This is a genomic window from Streptomyces sp. NPDC093795 (assembly GCF_044764665.1).
GTDB lineage: Bacteria > Actinomycetota > Actinomycetes > Streptomycetales > Streptomycetaceae > Streptomyces.
Genome location: NZ_JBIWIO010000003.1, coordinates 283,493 through 301,447 on the forward strand (window position 1 = coordinate 283,493; position 17,955 = coordinate 301,447).

The 17,955-nt window shown below is 73.1% G+C and carries 17 protein-coding genes; 8 read left to right on the forward strand and 9 right to left on the reverse strand.

Annotated features, from left to right (window positions below; all coding sequences use genetic code 11):
* The first annotated feature begins 9 nt into the window (after positions 1-9).
* The 3 genes from surE to ACIRB7_RS10155 all read left to right on the forward strand — a co-directional run bounded on the left by surE (position 10) and on the right by ACIRB7_RS10155 (position 4,108).
* Positions 10-1,056: a 5'/3'-nucleotidase SurE gene (surE, locus tag ACIRB7_RS10145; RefSeq protein ID WP_403595118.1), complete on the forward strand. Its 1,047-nt coding sequence runs from the start codon at positions 10-12 to the stop codon at positions 1,054-1,056.
* A 407-nt stretch (positions 1,057-1,463) separates the two neighbouring features.
* Entirely contained in the window at positions 1,464-2,960 is a 1,497-nt protein-coding gene (locus tag ACIRB7_RS10150; RefSeq protein WP_403596156.1) for an FUSC family protein, read from the forward strand.
* A gap of 95 nt (positions 2,961-3,055) precedes the next feature.
* A complete protein-coding gene (locus ACIRB7_RS10155) occupies positions 3,056-4,108 on the forward strand; it encodes a lactonase family protein (RefSeq protein WP_403595121.1) in 1,053 nt (350 codons plus the stop codon).
* Positions 4,109-4,285: 177 nt separating this feature from the next.
* On the opposite strand, the gene ACIRB7_RS10160 is transcribed toward ACIRB7_RS10155, so the two are convergent.
* Positions 4,286-5,209, reverse strand: coding sequence for a sirohydrochlorin chelatase (locus tag ACIRB7_RS10160; protein ID WP_403595123.1), 924 nt, complete (start codon positions 5,207-5,209; stop codon positions 4,286-4,288).
* 147 nt (positions 5,210-5,356) lie between these two features.
* The gene (locus ACIRB7_RS10165; RefSeq protein WP_403595125.1) at positions 5,357-6,340 is read right to left on the reverse strand and encodes an N-acetylglucosamine kinase; all 984 of its coding nucleotides are present in this window, start codon (positions 6,338-6,340) and stop codon (positions 5,357-5,359) included.
* A gap of 135 nt (positions 6,341-6,475) precedes the next feature.
* Between ACIRB7_RS10165 and ACIRB7_RS10170 the strand changes: the two genes are divergently transcribed.
* The gene (locus ACIRB7_RS10170; RefSeq protein ID WP_073816319.1) at positions 6,476-7,153 is read left to right on the forward strand and encodes a uracil-DNA glycosylase; all 678 of its coding nucleotides are present in this window, start codon (positions 6,476-6,478) and stop codon (positions 7,151-7,153) included.
* 39 nt (positions 7,154-7,192) lie between these two features.
* On the opposite strand, the gene ACIRB7_RS10175 is transcribed toward ACIRB7_RS10170, so the two are convergent.
* Positions 7,193-8,275: a WD40/YVTN/BNR-like repeat-containing protein gene (locus tag ACIRB7_RS10175; protein ID WP_403595129.1), complete on the reverse strand. Its 1,083-nt coding sequence runs from the start codon at positions 8,273-8,275 to the stop codon at positions 7,193-7,195.
* Positions 8,276-8,487: 212 nt separating this feature from the next.
* Entirely contained in the window at positions 8,488-9,573 is a 1,086-nt protein-coding gene (locus ACIRB7_RS10180) for an NADH:flavin oxidoreductase/NADH oxidase (protein WP_403595131.1), read from the reverse strand.
* 133 nt (positions 9,574-9,706) lie between these two features.
* Between ACIRB7_RS10180 and ACIRB7_RS10185 the strand changes: the two genes are divergently transcribed.
* Positions 9,707-10,060: an ArsR/SmtB family transcription factor gene (locus ACIRB7_RS10185; protein ID WP_403595134.1), complete on the forward strand. Its 354-nt coding sequence runs from the start codon at positions 9,707-9,709 to the stop codon at positions 10,058-10,060.
* 56 nt (positions 10,061-10,116) lie between these two features.
* Here the strand turns inward: ACIRB7_RS10185 and ACIRB7_RS10190 are convergent, their stop codons facing one another.
* A complete protein-coding gene (locus ACIRB7_RS10190) occupies positions 10,117-10,764 on the reverse strand; it encodes a DUF305 domain-containing protein (protein ID WP_403595137.1) in 648 nt (215 codons plus the stop codon).
* Positions 10,765-10,940: 176 nt separating this feature from the next.
* On the opposite strand from ACIRB7_RS10190, the gene ACIRB7_RS10195 reads away from it, so the two are divergent.
* The gene (locus ACIRB7_RS10195; protein WP_403595139.1) at positions 10,941-12,476 is read left to right on the forward strand and encodes an LVIVD repeat-containing protein; all 1,536 of its coding nucleotides are present in this window, start codon (positions 10,941-10,943) and stop codon (positions 12,474-12,476) included.
* Here the strand turns inward: ACIRB7_RS10195 and ACIRB7_RS10200 are convergent.
* The 4 genes from ACIRB7_RS10200 to ACIRB7_RS10215 form a co-directional block, all read right to left on the reverse strand.
* Positions 12,455-13,126: a TetR/AcrR family transcriptional regulator gene (locus tag ACIRB7_RS10200; protein ID WP_403595142.1), complete on the reverse strand. Its 672-nt coding sequence runs from the start codon at positions 13,124-13,126 to the stop codon at positions 12,455-12,457. The two genes, ACIRB7_RS10195 and ACIRB7_RS10200, sit on opposite strands and share 22 nt — an antisense overlap.
* Positions 13,127-13,255: 129 nt before the next feature.
* Positions 13,256-13,939 carry a phosphatase PAP2 family protein gene (locus ACIRB7_RS10205; protein ID WP_403595144.1) on the reverse strand — a complete coding sequence of 228 codons (684 nt, stop codon included), beginning with the start codon at positions 13,937-13,939 and terminating at the stop codon, positions 13,256-13,258.
* A 90-nt stretch (positions 13,940-14,029) separates the two neighbouring features.
* Positions 14,030-14,968, reverse strand: a complete 939-nt coding sequence (locus tag ACIRB7_RS10210) for a M56 family metallopeptidase (protein WP_403595147.1) — start codon at positions 14,966-14,968, stop codon at positions 14,030-14,032.
* A gap of 87 nt (positions 14,969-15,055) precedes the next feature.
* A complete protein-coding gene (locus tag ACIRB7_RS10215; RefSeq protein ID WP_403595150.1) occupies positions 15,056-15,646 on the reverse strand; it encodes a DUF5134 domain-containing protein in 591 nt (196 codons plus the stop codon).
* 172 nt (positions 15,647-15,818) lie between these two features.
* On the opposite strand from ACIRB7_RS10215, the gene ACIRB7_RS10220 reads away from it, so the two are divergent.
* Together ACIRB7_RS10220 and ACIRB7_RS10225 are read left to right on the forward strand one after the other, a co-directional pair.
* Positions 15,819-16,370, forward strand: a complete 552-nt coding sequence (locus ACIRB7_RS10220) for a GNAT family N-acetyltransferase (protein WP_403595153.1) — start codon at positions 15,819-15,821, stop codon at positions 16,368-16,370.
* 155 nt (positions 16,371-16,525) lie between these two features.
* On the forward strand, positions 16,526-17,932 hold the full coding sequence (locus ACIRB7_RS10225) for a DUF6421 family protein (protein WP_403595156.1): 1,407 nt from the start codon (positions 16,526-16,528) through the stop codon (positions 17,930-17,932).
* The last annotated feature ends 23 nt before the right edge of the window (positions 17,933-17,955 follow it).

Consider the following 17,955-nt stretch of genomic DNA (forward strand, 5'->3'; position numbering starts at 1 on the left):
AGAAACACTGTGAACCGACGCAGAACACTCGCCGTCCTCGCCGCGACAAGCACCGTGCTGCTCGTCTGCACACAGGCGCAGGCCGCCCAGGGCGGGTCCGCGCCCGCGGACGCCCGGCCTTCGCTCGCGGGCATGCGCATCCTGCTCAGCAACGACGACTCCATGCAGATGGCCCGCCCCAACGCCTCCGACGGCAAGGGCCTGTACGAGGCCCGCCGTGCCCTGTGCGCGGCCGGCGCGGACGTCGTCGTCATGGCCCCGTGGGCGAACCAGAGCGGCGCCGGTACCAGCGCCACGAGCGGCGGCCAACTGACCGTCCAGCGCCGGGCCGCGCTGCCCGCCGGGTACGGGAACGACTGTTCCGGAGCGCCGAGCGGCGGCGCGGTGTACGGGGTCTGCAAGGGGGCGGGGCCCTGCGGCCCGTCCACGCCGAGCGCGACACCCGCGGACACCGTACGCCTCGGGGTCGGCGGCGGACTGGCCGCCAAGGCCGGCTGGAAGGACGGCCCGGACCTGGTCGTCACCGGCAGCAACTACGGCCCGAACGTCGCCTCCGTCGTCAACGAGTCGGGCACCGTGGGAGCCGCGCTCGCCGCCATCGACGAGGGCGTGCCGGCGGTCGCCCTCAACAGCTCGTACGACCCCGCCGTCACCGACTCCCTGGAGGTCGCGGACCACACCTACCGCAAGACCGCCGAGTACGGGGCGGAGTTCATCGCCGGTCTGCGTGCACGCGACCTGTTCACGACGGAGTACGTCGTCAATGTGAACTACCCGCACCACGCGGAAGGGCAGCGCCCCCGTGGGACGGCGTGGACGTCCGTGGGCACCCAGAAGCTGGTCAAGCTGCGTTACACGGCGCAGGGCGACACCTTCGCCGTCGGCGGCGAGCTCTGCGCTCCGGACGCACCGGACTGCCGCCCCGAGACCAAGCGTCATCCGGACTTCGCCCTGCTTCAGCGGGGCTACGTGACGGTGACACCGATCAGCCCGGACCGTACGCACGACGGCCGGGAGACCGTCGGCCTTGAGCGTTTCGTGCGCGGCGGGCGCTGAGGACCGGGGTGGGGGCGGCGGCGGCACGACGCCCGCCGCCGCTCCCACGCCACCACGAGGGCCGCGGCGCCAGGACGAAGGCGAAGGGCGGCATGGGCCGGCGGGACGACCGCGCCGGGGCCAGGTGCGCCGGCTGGTCCATCGGCCACCTTTTGGCTGTGGGATCGGCCGTGGAGGTGGGCCGATGGCCCAGTGCGCCGCGCCTCGGTTGAGCCGTCGTACCCCTTTGCCTCTATCCTGGGAGCCATCACACACCTTCGGCGCCGCGCAGCGCCGCCCGGCGACGAGGCCGGGCCGGCCCGCGGTGCCTTCGTCGTGTCCGAGTCCCCACCACCCCCGGGGAACCTCGTACGCGGCGAGGAGACAGAACAAGGGGGGCGGGATTGGCCGCCGTGCGGAAGTACTTCATGGCCCCGGACCCGGGGCGGGTCAGGCTCAGGGTCTCGCTCCGCGCCGTCCTCGGCGTCGCGCTCGCGGTCGCCCTGGCCGAGCTGCTCGGCCTGTCCCTCGTCGCCTCGATCACCGCCGGCCTCGCCGCACTGCTCGCCCTCTTCACGGTCGGCGACCCCACGGTGCGCCGGCAGGCCGTCACCACCGCGCTGCTGCCGGCGGTCGGCTTCCCCGTGCTCGCCGTCGCGACCCTGCTGCACGACGCGCCGCTGCTCCGCGACGCGACCTGGCTGCTCGTCGTCTTCGCCGGCGTCTACGCCCGCCGCTGGGGCCCGCGCGGCCACGCCCTCGGCATCTTCGCCTTCATGCAGTTCTTCGTGACCCAGTTCCTGCACGCCCTCCCCGCCCAGCTCCCCGAGCTGTACGCGGCGGTCGCCCTCGCGCTGCTCGCCGTCGGCGCGGTCCGCTTCGGAGCCTGGTGCATCGAGCGGCGCGTCCCCCCGCCCGCCGCGCCCGCCCCGTTGCCCGGCACCGGCCTGGCCCGCCCCACCACCCGCCAGGCCTACCAGGCCACGGCGGCCTGCGCCGTGGCCCTCGCCGCCGGTCAGCTGATCTCGCACGAGCGCTGGTACTGGGCCGTCGGCACCGCCTGGTGGATCTTCGTCAACACCGCCTCGCGCGGCGAGACCCTCGTCCGGGGCTTCCGCCGGGTCCTCGGCACCGTCGCCGGCATCGCCGCCGGCCTCCTGATCGCCGTCCCGCTGGGCGGCGCGACCGCCCCCACCGCACTGCTCGTCGCCGTCTGTGTCTTCGGGATCTTCTACACCGCCCCGCTCTCGTACAGCTGGATGATGTTCTTCGTGACCGTCATGGCGGGGCTGCTGTACGGACTCCTCGGCGTCCTGCATCCGGGGCTGCTGCTCCTCCGCTTCCAGGAGACCGCCGTCGGCGCGATCGGTGCGGCGATCGGCGTGGCCCTGCTGCCGGTGACCACCCACGCCGCCACCAACGCCTGGATCGAGCGGGCCGTGACCTGTGTGCACACCTGCACGACCGCCGCCGCCCGGCGCCTCGCGGGCGATCCCGGCGTCGACCCGGCGCCGCACGCCGCCGAGCTGGAGCTCCTGCTCGGCCGGGTCCGGCTCTCCGTCGCCCCCCTCGTGCACCCGCTGAGCCCGCTGCGGGCCCGCAAGGCACGCGCGCGCAGGGTGCTCGCGCTCCTGGACGACTGCGCCCGGGAGATCCGTGGTCTCGCCGCCGTCGCGGCCGACCCGGACGCCTCGCACGACGCCCGGCTCGTGGCCGCCGCCTGGCGGGTCGAGGCCGCTGTCCACGCCCTCGTCCCCCCGGAGGGGCCGGTGCGGGCCTCGGTGGCCGAAGCCGCCGGCGTACCGCGCCACCACCCCGGCGCGGAGGCGGCCCTCGGCCATCTGCACGGCCTGGAACAGGCCCTCGTCGATCTCGCGGCGCCGCTCCGGACCTCCCACCGGGCCCCGCTGGTCCCGGCCGCCTGACCCGGCGCCGCCCGGCTTTGGTCTAGACCGCCTGCTACCGTCGGCCGGACGCAGGCCGGTCGACCGCGACCGGCCCCGGGGACAGGGGAGGCGCCGTGAGCGGCACAGGGACGGTTCAGGGGCGGGCGGTACGGGCGTACATCGGCTCGTTCACCTCGGCCGGCGGGCGGGGCGTCCTCGCCGCAGAGCTGGACGCGGAGACCGGCGCACTGACCGTCACCGGCGGCAGTGACGCCCTCGCCGACCCCTCCTTCCTCGCCCTCGCGGGCCCCGTGCTCCACGCCGTCTCCGAGACCGAGGCCGGGGCCGTGGCCGCCTTCGACGTCACCGGGCCCGTACCGCGGCCGCTCGGCACCCCCGTACCCGTCGACGGCGCGGCCCCCACCCACCTCGCCCTCGCCGCGGGACACCTCCTCACCGCCAACTACACCTCCGGCAGCGTCACCGCCCTGCCCCTGGCCGAGGACGGCACCGCCCGGCCCGCCACGTCCGTCCTGCGCCACGAAGGCAGCGGACCCGTCACCGACCGCCAGGCCGGCCCGCACGCCCACCAGGTGCTCCCCGACCCCGGCGGCCGGTGGGTCCTCAGCGTGGACCTCGGCACCGACTCCGTACGGATCTGCGCCCTCGACCCCGCGACCGGGACGCTCACCCTCCACGGCGAGACCGCGCTGCGCCCCGGCACCGGCCCGCGCCACCTCGCCTTCCACCCGGCCGGCACGCACGCGTACGTCCTGAACGAGCTGGAGCCCACCCTCACGGTCTGCCGCTGGGACGCGGCGGCGGGCGTGCTCGAACCGCTCGGCGAGACCCCCGTCGTCCCAGAGGGCACCACCGGCCCCAGCTACCCCTCCGAGGTCGTCGTCGCCCCCGACGGGCGCTTCCTCTGGGCCGCCGTCCGCGGCGACGACACCCTCGCCGTGCTCGCCCTGGGCGCCGACGGCGCCGAGGCCGCGCTGGTCGCCACCGTGCCCTGCGGCGGCAGCTGGCCGCGCGACCTGACCCTCGCGCCGTCGGGCCGGCACCTGTACGCGGCCAACGAGCGCTCCGGCGACGTCACCTGGTTCACCGTCGACCCGGAGACCGGGATCCCCGCGCGCGTGGGCGCGATCGAGGCCCCGGCGGCCTCCTGCGTCGTCTTCGGCTGAGCCGGCGGACCCCCAGGACGCGGGGGTACGCCGAAGGGCCCGCACCGGTGGTCGGTGCGGGCCCTTCGACGTACGGGCGGGGTGGCGCGGCCCTCGGAGGCTCGGGCCTCTCGGAGGCGCGGGGGCCTCAAGGGCTCGGAGTCTCGAAGGCTCGGAGTCCTCGAAGGCTCGACGGCCTCAGAGCGAGGGAACGCCCTGCGGCTGCTGCGGCGGGATGCCCAGAGCGGCCGAGTACTGCGAGAGCACCAGCTTGCCGATCGCCGGGTAGGCCCCCAGCGGCTCGGCCGCGGCGCACCCGGCCTCCTTCGATGCCTCGTCGAGCAGGCCGTCGGCCAGCTCGGGGCCGATCAGGTACGGGGCGAGGGCCAGCTGCTCCGAGCCGGCGGCGCGCAGCTGCTCGGCGATGGAGGCGATCGAGCCCTCCTGGTCGAGCGCGGCCGCCATCACGGGGACGGCGAGGCGCGCGGCGAGCAGCATGCCGGTGATCCCCGCGGCCTGCACGGCCTCCTCGCCGCCGACCGTGGCCAGGATGATGCCGTCGGCGGCCGTGGTGACCGTGAAGAGCCGGGCGCGGTCGGCACGGGCCAGGCCCGCCTCGGAGAGACGCACGTGCAGCGCCTCGGCGAGCAGCGGGTGCGGGCCGAGGACGTCGGTCAGCTCGGCGGTGTTCCCGGCGTCCATCACGGCCTGGCGCACCTGACGCGTCTGGGCGCTGTCGGGGCCGGCGAGCAGGGGCACGACGACCGAGGCGGGGCCCGTCGGGGCGCTGACCTCACGGCCGGCGGCCACGGCCAGCTCGTACCGCTGGACGCGCACCGAGGCGGCGGCCGTGAGCACGCTCGTGAGCGAGGGGTACTCGATGTCGTCGCCCTCCAGGAAGCCGATCAGGGCCTCCAGACCGGGGAGCTCGGAGCGGGCGATGCTCACGACCTCTTCGGCCAGCGATCGTATGGCGGCCGACGGCATGCCGGGCACAGCGAGAACCAGTGCGGGAGCGCCCTCGGGCGCCGCCGCGGGTTCGGGGCGACGGTGCCGCCCGGACTGACGGGGTCGAGGCATTCGTACAGGCAGGCCGGAAGCAGGCCCAGTGGGGGAGCTCATGGCGCCGCATGCTACTGGTTTCGCCCGGAGCGCCGTCGGCTGAGGTGCACTCACGCGCCTTCTGCCCCTCTATGTCCCCCCTTGGCGGCGGCTCCCACCCCCGCCGACGCCGCGACACCGCCTCCCACCTGGGCGGATGCCCCGCGCCTACGACGCCACGGCGCCGAACAGCCGCAGCAGCGAGGGGTCCTCCGGCAGCCGCAGCGTGCCGGTGGCGAGCGCCGCCGCGAGCGCCACCGCCCCGGCCTCCGGATCCCCGGCCGGGTCCACGGTCCGGGCGTGCGGGATCCGCTCCCCGAGCGCGGCACGCAGCGGTACGAGCAGCGCGTCGCCCATCTTGAACAGGCCCCCGGTCAGTGCCACGAGCGCCCCGGGCCCGGCCGGGCACGCCGCCTCGGCGGCGTCGGCGATGTGCCCGGCCGCCCGCGCCAGGATGCCGGCGGCCACCGGGTCCTCCACGGCACACCGCCCCACCTCCGGGGCGAACGAGGCAAGGACCGCGGGCCGGTCCGTACGCGGATAGAGCGCGCCCGGCAGCCCGGCCGCAGGCCCGAACAGCTTCTCGGCACGGGCCAGGAGGACCGCGGAGCCGCCGCGTCGCCCGTCGTACGCGCGCATCGCCGCCTCCAGGCCGGCCCGGCCGATCCAGGCGCCGCTGCCGCAGTCGCCGAGGAGGTGCCCCCAGCCGTCGGCCCGCCGCCAGGACGTCAGGTCCGTGCCGAGCGCGATCATGCCCGTCCCGCCCGCCACGACCGCGCCCGGCCGCTGCCCGAGCGCCCCGGTGTACGCGGTGACGGCGTCGGCCGCGAGCGCGAGCCGCCGCGCCCCCCAGGCCTCGGCGAACGCGTCCGGCAGCTCGGCCCGCAGCTCGTCCCCGAGGGTGGCCATTCCCGCGGCGCCGACGGCCACGGCGACGACCGGCCGCGCGCCGTGGGGTGCCGTCAGGGTGCGGACGGCGGGCAGGACCTGCGCGAGGAAGTGCCGGGCGGAGATCCCGCCGGGACCGGTCCGCACCGGTTCACGGGAGACGTGACTGCCGAGGACGACACCGCTCGCCGCCTCGGCGAGCGCGATCCTGAGCCCCGAACCACCGGAGTCGACGCCCACGACCAGCTCGTTCACGGAAACCACGGTGCACCGTCCTCGTCGGGTGGAGCGGAGAGTGGGCGGAGTCTAGAAGGTCGGTCCGGCGGAGGCCGGACCGGGGGAGGTCGGCCGGGGCAGGCCGGACCGCGGTGTCACTGTAGGCCGGTAGAGTGACGGACCGTGACAGCGCGACCGTTGAAGGAACTGGTGGAGCCCGGCTGGGCGGAGGCCCTGAGCCCCGTCGCGGGGCGGGTGGCGGAGATGGGCGACTTCCTGCGTGCGGAGATCGCCGCCGGCAGGACGTACCTGCCGGCCGGACAGCACGTGCTGCGCGCCTTCCAGCAACCCTTCGACGAGGTGCGGGTCCTGATCGTGGGTCAGGACCCCTATCCCACGCCGGGGATGGCGATCGGGCTGAGCTTCGCGGTGGCGCCGGAGGTCCGTTCGCTGCCGGGGAGCCTGGAGAACATCTTCCGGGAGCTTCACACCGATCTCGGGATGCCGAGGCCCTCCAACGGCGATCTGACCCCCTGGACCCGCCAGGGCGTCCTGCTGCTCAACAGGGCGCTGACCACCGCCCCGCGCAAGCCGGCCGCCCACCGCGGCAAGGGCTGGGAAGAGGTGACCGAGCAGGCCATCCGCGCCCTGGCCGCCCGGGGCAAGCCGCTGGTGTCGATCCTGTGGGGCCGCGACGCCCGCAACGCGCGCCCGCTCCTCGGCAACCTGCCGGCCATCGAGTCCGCGCACCCGTCCCCGATGTCGGCGGACCGCGGCTTCTTCGGCTCCCGGCCCTTCAGCCGCGCCAACGAACTCCTCCTGGAGCAGGGCGCACAGCCCGTGGACTGGCGCCTGCCCTGATCCCCGGCGTCCGGCTTCCGGCCGCCAGCCTCCGCGGGGTCAGATCACCGCCGCCCGGACGCACAGCACGTCCGGCAGGTGCCCGGCGAGGAGCTGCCAGCTGTCGCCGTCGTCCGCGCTCGCGTACACCTCGCCGTTGCGGTTGCCGAAGTACACGCCCGCCGGGTCCGCGTCGTCCGTGCACAGCGCGTCCCGGAGCACCGTGCCGTAGTGGTCGCCCTCGGGCAGCCCCTTGGCCAGCGGCTCCCAGGTGACTCCCGCGTCGGTCGTGCGGTAGACCCGACACCGGCGGCCGGCCGGGACCCGGTCGGAGTCCGCGGTGATGGGGAAGACATAGGCGGTGTCCGGTCGGTGGGGGTGCGCGGCGACCGCGAAGCCGAAGTCGGAGGGCAGCCCGGAGCCGATGTCGGACCAGCTGCCGCCCGCGTCGTCGCTGCGGAACACGCCCCAGTGGTTCTGGAGGTAGAGCCGGTCCAGGTTGCCCGCGTCCTGGGCGATCTTGTGGACGCACTGCCCGAACTCGGGGTCGGGGTCCGGCAGGAACACCGCCGACACCCCGTGGTTGGAGGGCTCCCAGGCGGCCCCGCCGTCCCGTGAGCGGAACACACCGGCGGTGGACACCGCGACCGTCAGCGCCTCCGGATCGCGCCGGTCGGTCACCACGGTGTGCACGGCCTCGCCGCCCCCGCCGGGCACCCACTGGGAGCGGGTCGGGTGCTCCCAGAGCGGGCGGACGAGCTCGAAGGACTCCCCGCCGTCCGCCGACCTGAAGAGCGCGGCCGGTTCCGTCCCCGCGTACACGACGCCGGGGGAGTGCGCGGGCGCCGGGTGCAGCTGCCAGACGCGCTCGAGCGAGGCCCCGGTGTCCTCGGGGAACTTCACGGCGGGCCGCGCCGGTTCGGTCCAGGTCCTGCCGAGGTCGTCGGAGTGGAAGACCGACGGCCCCCAGTGGGCGCTGTCCCCGCCCACGAGCAGCCGGGGGCTCGCCCCCCGCTTGTCGATGGCCACGGAGTAGACCGCCTGCGCGGGGAAGGCCGGATCGTCGAACTCCCATCGGCCGTCGTGCCTGCGGCCGATGAAGAGTCCCTTGCGGGTGCCTACGGTGAGGAGTACGTCGGGCATGGCTGCCACCTCCAGGACGCCGTTGTCGCGGATACGGGCCAGTCTGCACCCGGCCACTGACAACGGCCCCCGGACACTCCCGCACCCGGCCACTGACAACGGCCCCCGGACACTCCCGCGCCCGGCGGTCGGACCGCCACAGGCGTCTCGCCGCGAGCGGCCGGACCGCGTCCCGCCCACGGGGATCGCCCCGGCCGCCCGGACCGCCGCGGTCAGATCGCCCAGGCGTACTGCGGGGGAGCCGCGTGCGTCGACGCGCCGAGGTCGCGGGCGGCGCGGCGGGCCCAGGAGGCGTCGCGCAGCAGCTCGCGGCCGAGGAGGACCGCGTCGGCCTCGCCGTTGGCGACGATCTTCTCGGCCTGCTCGCTCTCGGTGATCAGGCCGACGGCGGCCACCGGCAGTCCGGTCTCCGCCTTGACGCGGGCCGCGAAGGGCACCTGGTAGCCGGGGCCCACCGGGATCTCGGCCGGTCCGCCGTTGCCGCCGCTGGAGACGTCGAGGAGGTCGACGCCGTGGTCGCGGAGGAGAGCGGCGAACCGTACGGTCTCGTCGATGGTCCAGCCCTGCTCCTCCAGCCAGTCGGTGGCCGAGATGCGGAAGAAGACGGGGAGCTCCTCGGGCCACACGGACCGGACGGCGTCGACGACCTCAAGGGCCAGGCGGGTCCGGTTCTCGAAGGAGCCGCCGTACGCGTCCGTGCGGTGGTTGCTGTGCGGGGAGAGGAACTCGCCGATCAGGTAGCCGTGGGCGCCGTGCACCTCGACGACCTCGAAGCCGGCGTCGAGCGCCCGGCGGGCCGCGTCGGCGAACTGCCCGGTGATCTCCTGGATCCGTTCCACGGTCAGCTCGGTCGGCACCGGGTAGCCCTCGGCGAACTCGACGGGGCTGGGGGCGACGGGCTGCCAGCGGGGGCCGCCCTCGGGGACGGGCCCGCGGCCCTCCCACGGGCGCTTGGTCGAGGCCTTGCGTCCGGCGTGCCCGATCTGGATGCCGGGCACGGTGCCGTGCTCCTTGAGGAAGGCGGCGATCCGGCGCAGGCTCTCGGTCTGGGTGTCGTTCCAGAGGCCGAGGTCCGCCGGGCTGATCCGGCCCTCGGGGGCGACGGCGCTCGCCTCGACGAGGATGAGCCCGGTGCCGCCGGTGGCCCGGGAGGCGTAGTGGGCGAAGTGCCAGTCGGTGGCCACACCCGCGTTCGGGCCGGTCATCTCCGCCGAGTACTGGCACATGGGTGCCATCCAGACCCGGTTGGGCACGGTGAGGGACCGCAGGGCGTAGGGCTCGAACAGGGCAGCGCTCATGACGGACTCCGTTTCGGGGTGCCTCGAAGGACGCTAGTACGGTAACCCTCGTAGTACGGCATCTGTCAAACTACGAGGGTTCTCGTACAACTCGTACAATGAGCGGTACCCCGGAAGAAGTGGAGCCGCCGTCATGACGACCGCCCCCAGCCCTCGCGCCCTCGAACACCCCACGCGCGACCAGATCCGTCTGGAGGCGGTGCTGCACGCGCTCTCGGACCCGGTGCGCCTGCGCATCGTGCGGGACATGGCACGTGAGGGCACCGAGCTGAGCTGCTCGTACTTCGACCTCCCGGTGACCAAGTCCACGACGACTCACCACTTCCGGGTACTGCGCGAGAGCGGCGTCATCCAGCAGGTGTACCGAGGTACGGCCAAGCTCAACGCCCTGCGCGGGGACGACCTCGACGCCCTCTTCCCCGGACTCCTCGACACCGTCCTCGCGGCCGCGGCCGCCCAGGCCACCCGCGACGGCGGGACGGCCTGAAAGAGGCCGGGACGGGCGGGACGGCCTGAAGCGGTGTCCGGCACGGCCTCGGGGGACTACAGAGACCGCATCCTGTTGATCTCCGAGGTCTGCTGGGCGATCACGTCGTTCGCCATCTCCTCCACGAGGACGTTGTTGCCCTCGCTCAGCACCTCCGTGGCCATCGTCACCGCCCCCTCGTGGTGCGTGATCATCAACTTCAGGAACAGCGCGTCAAAAGCCGCCCCCTTCGCGTTCCTCAGCTCCTCGAGCTGCGCCTCGGTCGCCATTCCCGGCATCGAGTGATGGTCGTGGCCGGTCTGCTCGCGCGGTCCACCGTTGTTTTTCAGCCAACCTTCCATCGCGCCGATCTCCGGCTGCTGCGCGGCCGCGATCCGCTCGGCCACCTTCCTGACCGGCGTCGAGCCCGCCCGCTGCGGGGCCAGCGCCGTCATGGTCAGGGCCTGCCGGTGGTGCACGATCATCATCTGCGCGTAGCGGAAGTCCGCGCTGTTCGGGCTCTCGTCCGGGAGGAGCCGGGCGGCCTCCTCCGGGGATATCCGCCGGGCCGGTTCGCCGGGCTTGCCCGGCGCCACCACCGCCCCGGTCGACGCCCTGGCCTCCGGCGCGGCCTTGTCCTGCCCCGATTCGCAGGCGGTCAGGGCGAGTACGGCGACGGCGGACAGGGCCACGGCGACGACGGCACGCTGACGGCGGATCAACAACGCGACCTCCAGTTGTTCTTGCGGGGACAGTGACCGTTCCTAGCACTTTTCTCGGGGCCACCGATCAAAAACCTGCATTACATCTGCGTTGCCATCTGTTGAGATGTGCACGGCAAGGAAGATACTGCCGAGGTCCAACACCCGTTCAACGCTGAACGGAAACCAGGGAGGACGGAGTGACTTCGTTGCGTACCCCGCGTACCACGTCCATCACGCGCGACCCGCGTGCACGGCGCAGACGCCTTGGCGTGGCATCCGCCGCGGCCGGACTGCTCGCCACACTGCTCGCGGCCGGCCCCGCGGCCGCCACCCCCGACCCCGGAGACGCCCCCGTACAGGGCCAGGTCTCCGCGGAGCAGGTGGCGGACGCGCGCTCCGCCATCCAGAGCGGTGAGATACCCGGCGTGGACGAGATCGTCCACAGCTCGAACATCGAGCACCTCGCGAACATCCCCAAGGACGCCCTCAAGGGCACCAACTCGGACCTGGCCTTCCAGGGCAAGTACGCCTTCGCCGGCAACTACGACGGCTTCCGGATCTTCGACATCAGCAACCCGAAGGCCCCGAAGACCGTCGCCCAGGTCCTCTGCCCGGGCTCCCAGAACGACATCTCCGTCTCCGGGGACCTGCTGTTCCTCTCGACGGACTCCTCCCGGAGCGACAACTCCTGCGCCAGCACCTCGCAGCCCGCCTCGGTCAAGGAATCCTGGGAGGGCATGAAGATCTTCGACATCAGCGACGTCGCCAACCCGAAGTACGTCGCCGCCGTCGAGACCGCCTGTGGCTCGCACACCCACACGCTGGTGCCCAAGGGCAAGAACGTGTACGTGTACGTCTCCTCGTACTCGCCCAGCGACGCGTTCCCGGACTGCCAGCGCCCGCACGACGGCATCTCGGTCATCAAGGTGCCCCGCAAGGCTCCCGAGAAGGCCGCGGTCGTCAGCTTCCCCGTCCTCTTCCCGGGCGAGGGCCCGGACGGCGGCGGCAACCCGGGCGGTCCCACCAACCCGGGTGTCTCCAAGACCACCGGCTGCCACGACATCACCGTGCTGCCGGAGAAGGACCTCGCGGCCGGCGCCTGCATGGGTGACGGCATCCTCTTCGACATCGAGGACCCCGAGCGTCCCCGGGTGATCGACCAGGTCCAGGACAACGTGAACTTCGCCTTCTGGCACTCCGCGACCTTCAACCTGAAGAGCAACAAGGTCGTCTTCACCGACGAGCTCGGCGGCGGCGGCGCGGCCACCTGCAACGCCCAGGTCGGCCCGAACCGCGGTGCCAACGGCATCTACGACATCGTCGGCAAGGGCAAGAAGCTCGACCTCGTCTTCCGCAGCTACTACAAGATCCCGCGCCACCAGGCCGACACCGAGAACTGCGTCGCCCACAACGGCTCGCTGATCCCGGTCAAGGGCAAGGACCTCATGGTCCAGGCCTGGTACCAGGGCGGTGTCTCCGTCTGGGAGTTCACCGACTCGGCCAAGCCGAAGGAGATCGCCTACTTCGAGCGCGGTCCGCTGTCCGCCACCACCATCTCGTCCGGCGGCTCGTGGTCCGCGTACTACTACAACGGCTACATCTACTCGAACGACATGGCCAAGGGCTTCGACGTCCTGAAGCTCTCCGACCGTCGGACCGACCCCGCGAAGCGGATCCGGATGGACGAGCTCAACGTCCAGACGCAGCCGGACTACTTCGACTTCGACGACTGACCGGCACCCTGAGGGCCGGCTGACGGCCCGAGCACCGGCGCGCCGCCGGGCGGACCCCCGTCCGGCGGCGCGCCCGCCTCCCAGTCGAGCCCGTACCGGTGGAACAGCTCCGACCGCAGCCGCGCCAGCGGCATCCTGGCACCCGGCAGCAGCACCGCCACCACGGCGCCCATCAGCAGGGCGCGCAGCAGCGGATAGTCCTCGTCCACGTCCTCGGAGCCGTACCGGGTGACCGTGTCCCGCAGCAGGAACGCCAGGCGCTGCTGCTCCTCGCACTGCACGAACCCCTCGGCCTGAAGGATCCCCGCCATGTGGGTCCGCATCAGGGTGGGCCGCTCCGCCGCGAGCCCCAGGACCGCGTCGATCGCGCGGGCCAGCCGCTCGCGGCCGTCCTCCGTGCGCGGCTCGCGCTCCAGCGCCTCCTCCAGGGTGAGGTGCATCAGCCGGTGCACCGCCGCCTGCAGCAGCTGCCGCTTGCCGGGGAAGTAGTACGAGATCAGACCGCGTGCCGTACCCGCCCGCTCCGCGATGTCGCCGAGCGTGGTCGCCTCGTAGCCGCGCGTGTCGACCAGGTCTACCGTGGCCTGCAGAATGCGCTCGCGTGACCTGCGTCGAAGCTCTTCATTGACCGATGGGCTACGCGGGGACATGCTGGACTCCTGCGTTGACTGGCTGCCGGCCAATATACTCGGCGCATCCCGTCGGCATGCCTGCGTGGCATACCGCCGGGGCTGCCGTCTGTTCTGGGCGACACGGGGGATCGTCCAGAACAGGCGGCTTCATCGTGTGTCTCCCATTCTGCTCCCGCCGCTCTCCCCGGCACAGGGGTCGGCCGGGGCCCCGCGCCGCCCGCTCCGGCGGTACGTCAGGACCGCGACGGCCACACAGCACCAGCCGAGGAGCCAGCCCCCGAGCACGTCCGAGGGCCAGTGCACGCCCAGGTAGACCCGCGTCCAGCCCACGCCGAGCACCGAGACGAGCGCGGCCCACGCGAGCGTGCCCCAGCCGCGCCGGCCGGGCTTCCAGTGCAGCGCGAGCACCCAGAGCAGCAGCCCGCAGGTGACCGTGGCCGCCATGGCGTGCCCGGACGGGAAGGCGGCGAACCGCGCCGAGTCGACCGGATCGACCCACTGCGGCCGCTCCCGCCCCACCAGCGCCTTCACGCCCTGCTGGAGTGCCGCGGCGAGCAGGGTGGTCGCGGCCACCCACAGGGCCGTGCGCCGCTCGCCCCACCACCACAGGAGTACGACGGTGGCGGCGGCCAGGGCGCGCATCGTCACCGGGTCCCAGACCCAGTCGCTCAGGACGCGGTGGACCCGGGTGAGTCCGGGTTGGGTGACGGCTTCGCGGTGCAGCGCCTCGGCGACGGACCGGTCGAAGGAGAGCAGCGGCGTCCATCCCACGGCGACGAGGACGAGCAGGACGAGGCCCAGGACACCGGAGATCATGGCGGAGGAGCGCATGTGCCGATCCTGCCCGACGAACGGCTCATCATGATCCCTCGCGCGCCACGCGTCCCGCAGGCATGCTCGGCGAGGTGCCTGCGCGGCTTCCTATCCCAGCGCGCTGAGCGCCGGGAGGAAGGCCACGAGCACCGGGACCACCGGCACAAGCGCCGCGGCGGCGGTGAGCCGGAGGCGGCGCCCCGCCGTGAGCCGGGGCGCCGCGGTCAGCAGACGGTTCACCCGCCGGGGGAGGTCCGCGTACGAGTCGGAGCCGGGGCCGAACACGCCCCGGTCCTCGTTCAGTTCGACCAGGGCGAGCGCGATCGTCAGACGCCCGAACCGACGCGAGGCCACGTCGTCGGCGGCCAGCTCCACCAGCCGGTGCATCTCCTCGCGGAAGGCCGCGAAGACCGGGATCCCCGGGAATCCGGCGGCCAGCGCCCCCGAGCAGTGCCGCAGCCAGTCGTGCCGGGCGCGCGCGTGGCCCTGCTCGTGTGCCAGGACCGCGTCCAGCTGACGCCCCTTCAACCGCCGCAGCGCCGCCGTGGTGATGACCAGCTGGGGCGTGGGCCCCGCGAGCCACCAGGCGTCCGCCCGCTCGCCCTCCAGGACCACGAGCCGCTCACCGTCGGACGGCTCCTCACCCGGCAGCAGGGGGGAGCGGACGAGCAGGTCGCAGCGGCGCTGTCTGCGCCGGGCGCGGGCCTGGCCGATCTCCCGGCCGAGCATCGCGCCGGTCCAGACCCCGCCGGCCGCGAGCACCACCGCGAGGACCGCGGACCAGGGCCCGGTCGTCCCGAGCTCGTACGCGTCGACCACCGCGCGCGGCGCGGGTGCGAAGACCTGCCCCCGTACGGCCTGCCAGGCGGTGGACGCGCTGAAGGTCATGGACAGGGCGAAGCTCAGGAGCACGGCGGCGACCGCGCACTGCCACACCCAGAGGGCCACCACGGGTTCTCGCTCCACCCAGTCGGCCCGCGACAGCAGCCGGGGGGCCGCGAGGGCGGTCAGGACGCCGAGCAGGAACAGCGCGAGGGAGACCCACATGGGCGTCAGCCTATGAGTGCGGTACGGGTCGGGGGTACGGCCCCGGACGGCAAGTGACGTACGCCACGGTTTTGTTGTGCGCCCTCCTCACAGGGCCACGAGCATGGCCAGGGTGGCGAGCGCCATCGAGAGCCGGCAGACGAGCGTCAGCTCCGGCCGGGTCGCCCAGGTGCGCCCCGGGCCGTCCACTGTCGCGGTCGCCGTCGCCGCCGTCACAGTCGCCGCCCCCGTCACCGGCACGAGTCTCGCGCCCGCGTGCAGCACGTACGCCATGTAGTAGAGGAGCAGCCCGCCCGTGAGGACGGGTATGCCACCCGAGGTGCCGACCGTGTGCCCCGCGTGCGCCCCCGTCGCGGGCGTCGCCATCGCCAGGGCCATGTAGACCATGGCGAGCGAGCCGACCAGGTGGTGCAGATGGTGACCGCCGTGCCGGACGGTGAACAGGCCGTGCAGGGTGGCGCCGCCGAACACCGCGGCGTACACCGCCCAGCTCCACCCCGGGGGCGTGAGCACCGCGGCGGGAAGCGCCATGGACGCCATCCCGAATCCCATCACCGCCTCGCCGCCCGCCGCCCGCCGCTCCTCCCCGGCGCACACCCGCATCCGCAGCAGGCAGTACACGCCCGCCGCCGCGCACAGCGCGACCATCAGCCATCCGGACAGGGCCGGTCCGTGCACGGCACACCTCCCCCTCGACGCCGTCCCGCCCCCGGAGGCTTCCCCTCGCCTCCCGAGCACACGCGGGCGCACGGGCGCGTACAGGCGTACGAAGGGGAGTGAACGGCGCGCGCGTTAGGCTCGGGGCGGTCGCGTACGGCGATCGTCAGCGCCCGAGGGGAGCCCCGTTCACATGGACACCGCCACGTCGCACGAGACCGGCCGGATCAGCTACCGCGAGGCGGTCCTGGACGACGTCCCGGCCCTCGTACCGCTCGTCGAGTCGGCCTACCGCGGCGACTCCAGCCGGGGCGGCTGGACCACCGAGGCGGACATCCTCCAGGGGCAGCGCACCGACCCCGACGGCGTGGCGGCGGTGATCACCGCCCCCGACAGCCGGCTCCTGGTCGTCGAGCGCGACGGCGAGATCGTCGCCTGCTGCCAGCTGGAGCACCGGGGGGAGGCCGCGTACTTCGGAATGTTCGCGGTCCGCCCCGAGCTGCAGGGCGCCGGCCTCGGCAAGCAGATCATCGCGGAGGCCGAGCGCCGGGTGCGCGAGTTCTGGGACGCGCGCGAGATGCACATGACGGTGATCTCCGTACGGGAGGAGCTCATCGCCTGGTACGAGCGGCGCGGGTACCGGCGTACCGGCCGGATGTCGCCCTTCCCGTACGGCGACGAGCGCTTCGGGGTGCCTCAGCGTGACGACCTGGAGTTCGAGCTCCTCGTGAAGCCACTGACCTGATCGGGCGGCGGAAGGGTGGTTTAAGACCTCCCGGACGGGAAAAACTGTCGTGGACAGGGGGGTCGCACAGGATAATTTCTCTTCCTCCCCTTGTGGTGGAGATCCGTCAATGGTTACGGTGTCTTGACGCGAGGTTCTCCTGTGGAGGAAGAGGAATGACGGAAATTCTTGTGCAGGACGTGATCGGTGGGGGGATATCCCTCGACGCCCGGGTGATCGACCACCCCGCCTGGCCCGAGCTCAAGGATGCCGTGGAGGAGATCCGCGCCTGGCAGAGCACGGACGGCTCCATCGACTTCGAGGCCGAGGGCGCACCCGCCCGCTCCCTCGTCGAGCTGACCCTCGACCGCGTCACCGCCGCGGTCGAGCAGCTCTCCCCGCTCGTCCCGCACGACGGCGCCTACCACCGCGCCCTCGTCTCCGACCTGCGCAAGTGGGCCGAGAGCGGCTTCACCGTCCCGGACTTCCTGGACTCGCTGCTCGCCTTCCAGCCGGCCGCCGACCGTGTCGACGGGCTCCAGCACCTCGTGCTCTTCCCGATGTACACGCAGAACGGCAACCCGGACCGCAACCTCGAAGCCGTCGTGCTCCGCATGGTGTGGCCGGAGTGGCTCGCCGAGCTCGAAGCGACCCGCTACGACAACCCGCTCTTCTGCGGCATCACCTTCGAGGACTTCACCGCCGGGTACGACACCCACTCGGCCGTCCTCTTCCCGGAGACCATCGCCGTCCGCGAGGCCCCCGAGCGCTTCACCTGGGGCGGCATCTTCTGCGACCGCGAGGCCGCGCGCTTCCGCAAGGTCACCGAGGCCGCCGTCGAGACCCTGGGCCTCCGGCTGCCCGCCGACATCGCCGCGATGATCGACGACCAGGAGCGCTGCGAGAAGGCCTTCGTGCTCTGGGACATGGTCCACGACCGCACCCACAGCCACGGCGACCTGCCCTTCGACCCCTTCATGATCAAGCAGCGCCAGCCCTTCTGGATGTACGGCCTGGAAGAGCTCCGCTGCGACCTCACCGCCTTCAAGGAGGCCGTGAAGCTGGAGGCCGAGGGCAACGCGCACGGCCGTGACGTGCAGTACGCCGTCCTCTTCGACCGGATGTTCCGCTTCCCGCTCTCCGGCGACCGCAACCGCAACTACGACGGTCTCGGCGGCCAGCTCCTCTTCGCGTACCTCCACAAGCACGACGTGGTGCGCTGGACGGACAACACCCTGAAGATCGACTGGCAGCGGGCCCCCGAGGTCACCAACCAGCTCTGCGCCGAGATCGAGAGCCTCTACCGCGACGGTATCGACCGCCCCAAGCTCGTCCACTGGTTCAAGGCGTACGAGCTCGTCTCCACCTACCTCGCCCCGCACCCGGGATCGAAGTGGGCCAAGGGCCCCGACGCCCTCGACCTGTCGCTCCCGCCGCGCAAGCTCGTCGACGACGTGCTTCCGGACGAGTTTCCGCTCAGCATGTTCTTTGAGGCACTCGCCAAGAAGCTGAAGGGCGTGATCGCCGACACCAAGGGCATCACGGCCGCCGACGTCTCGCCAACCGAGCGGGTCGCCGCGTGAGCGCTCGTACGGAGGACAGGGAG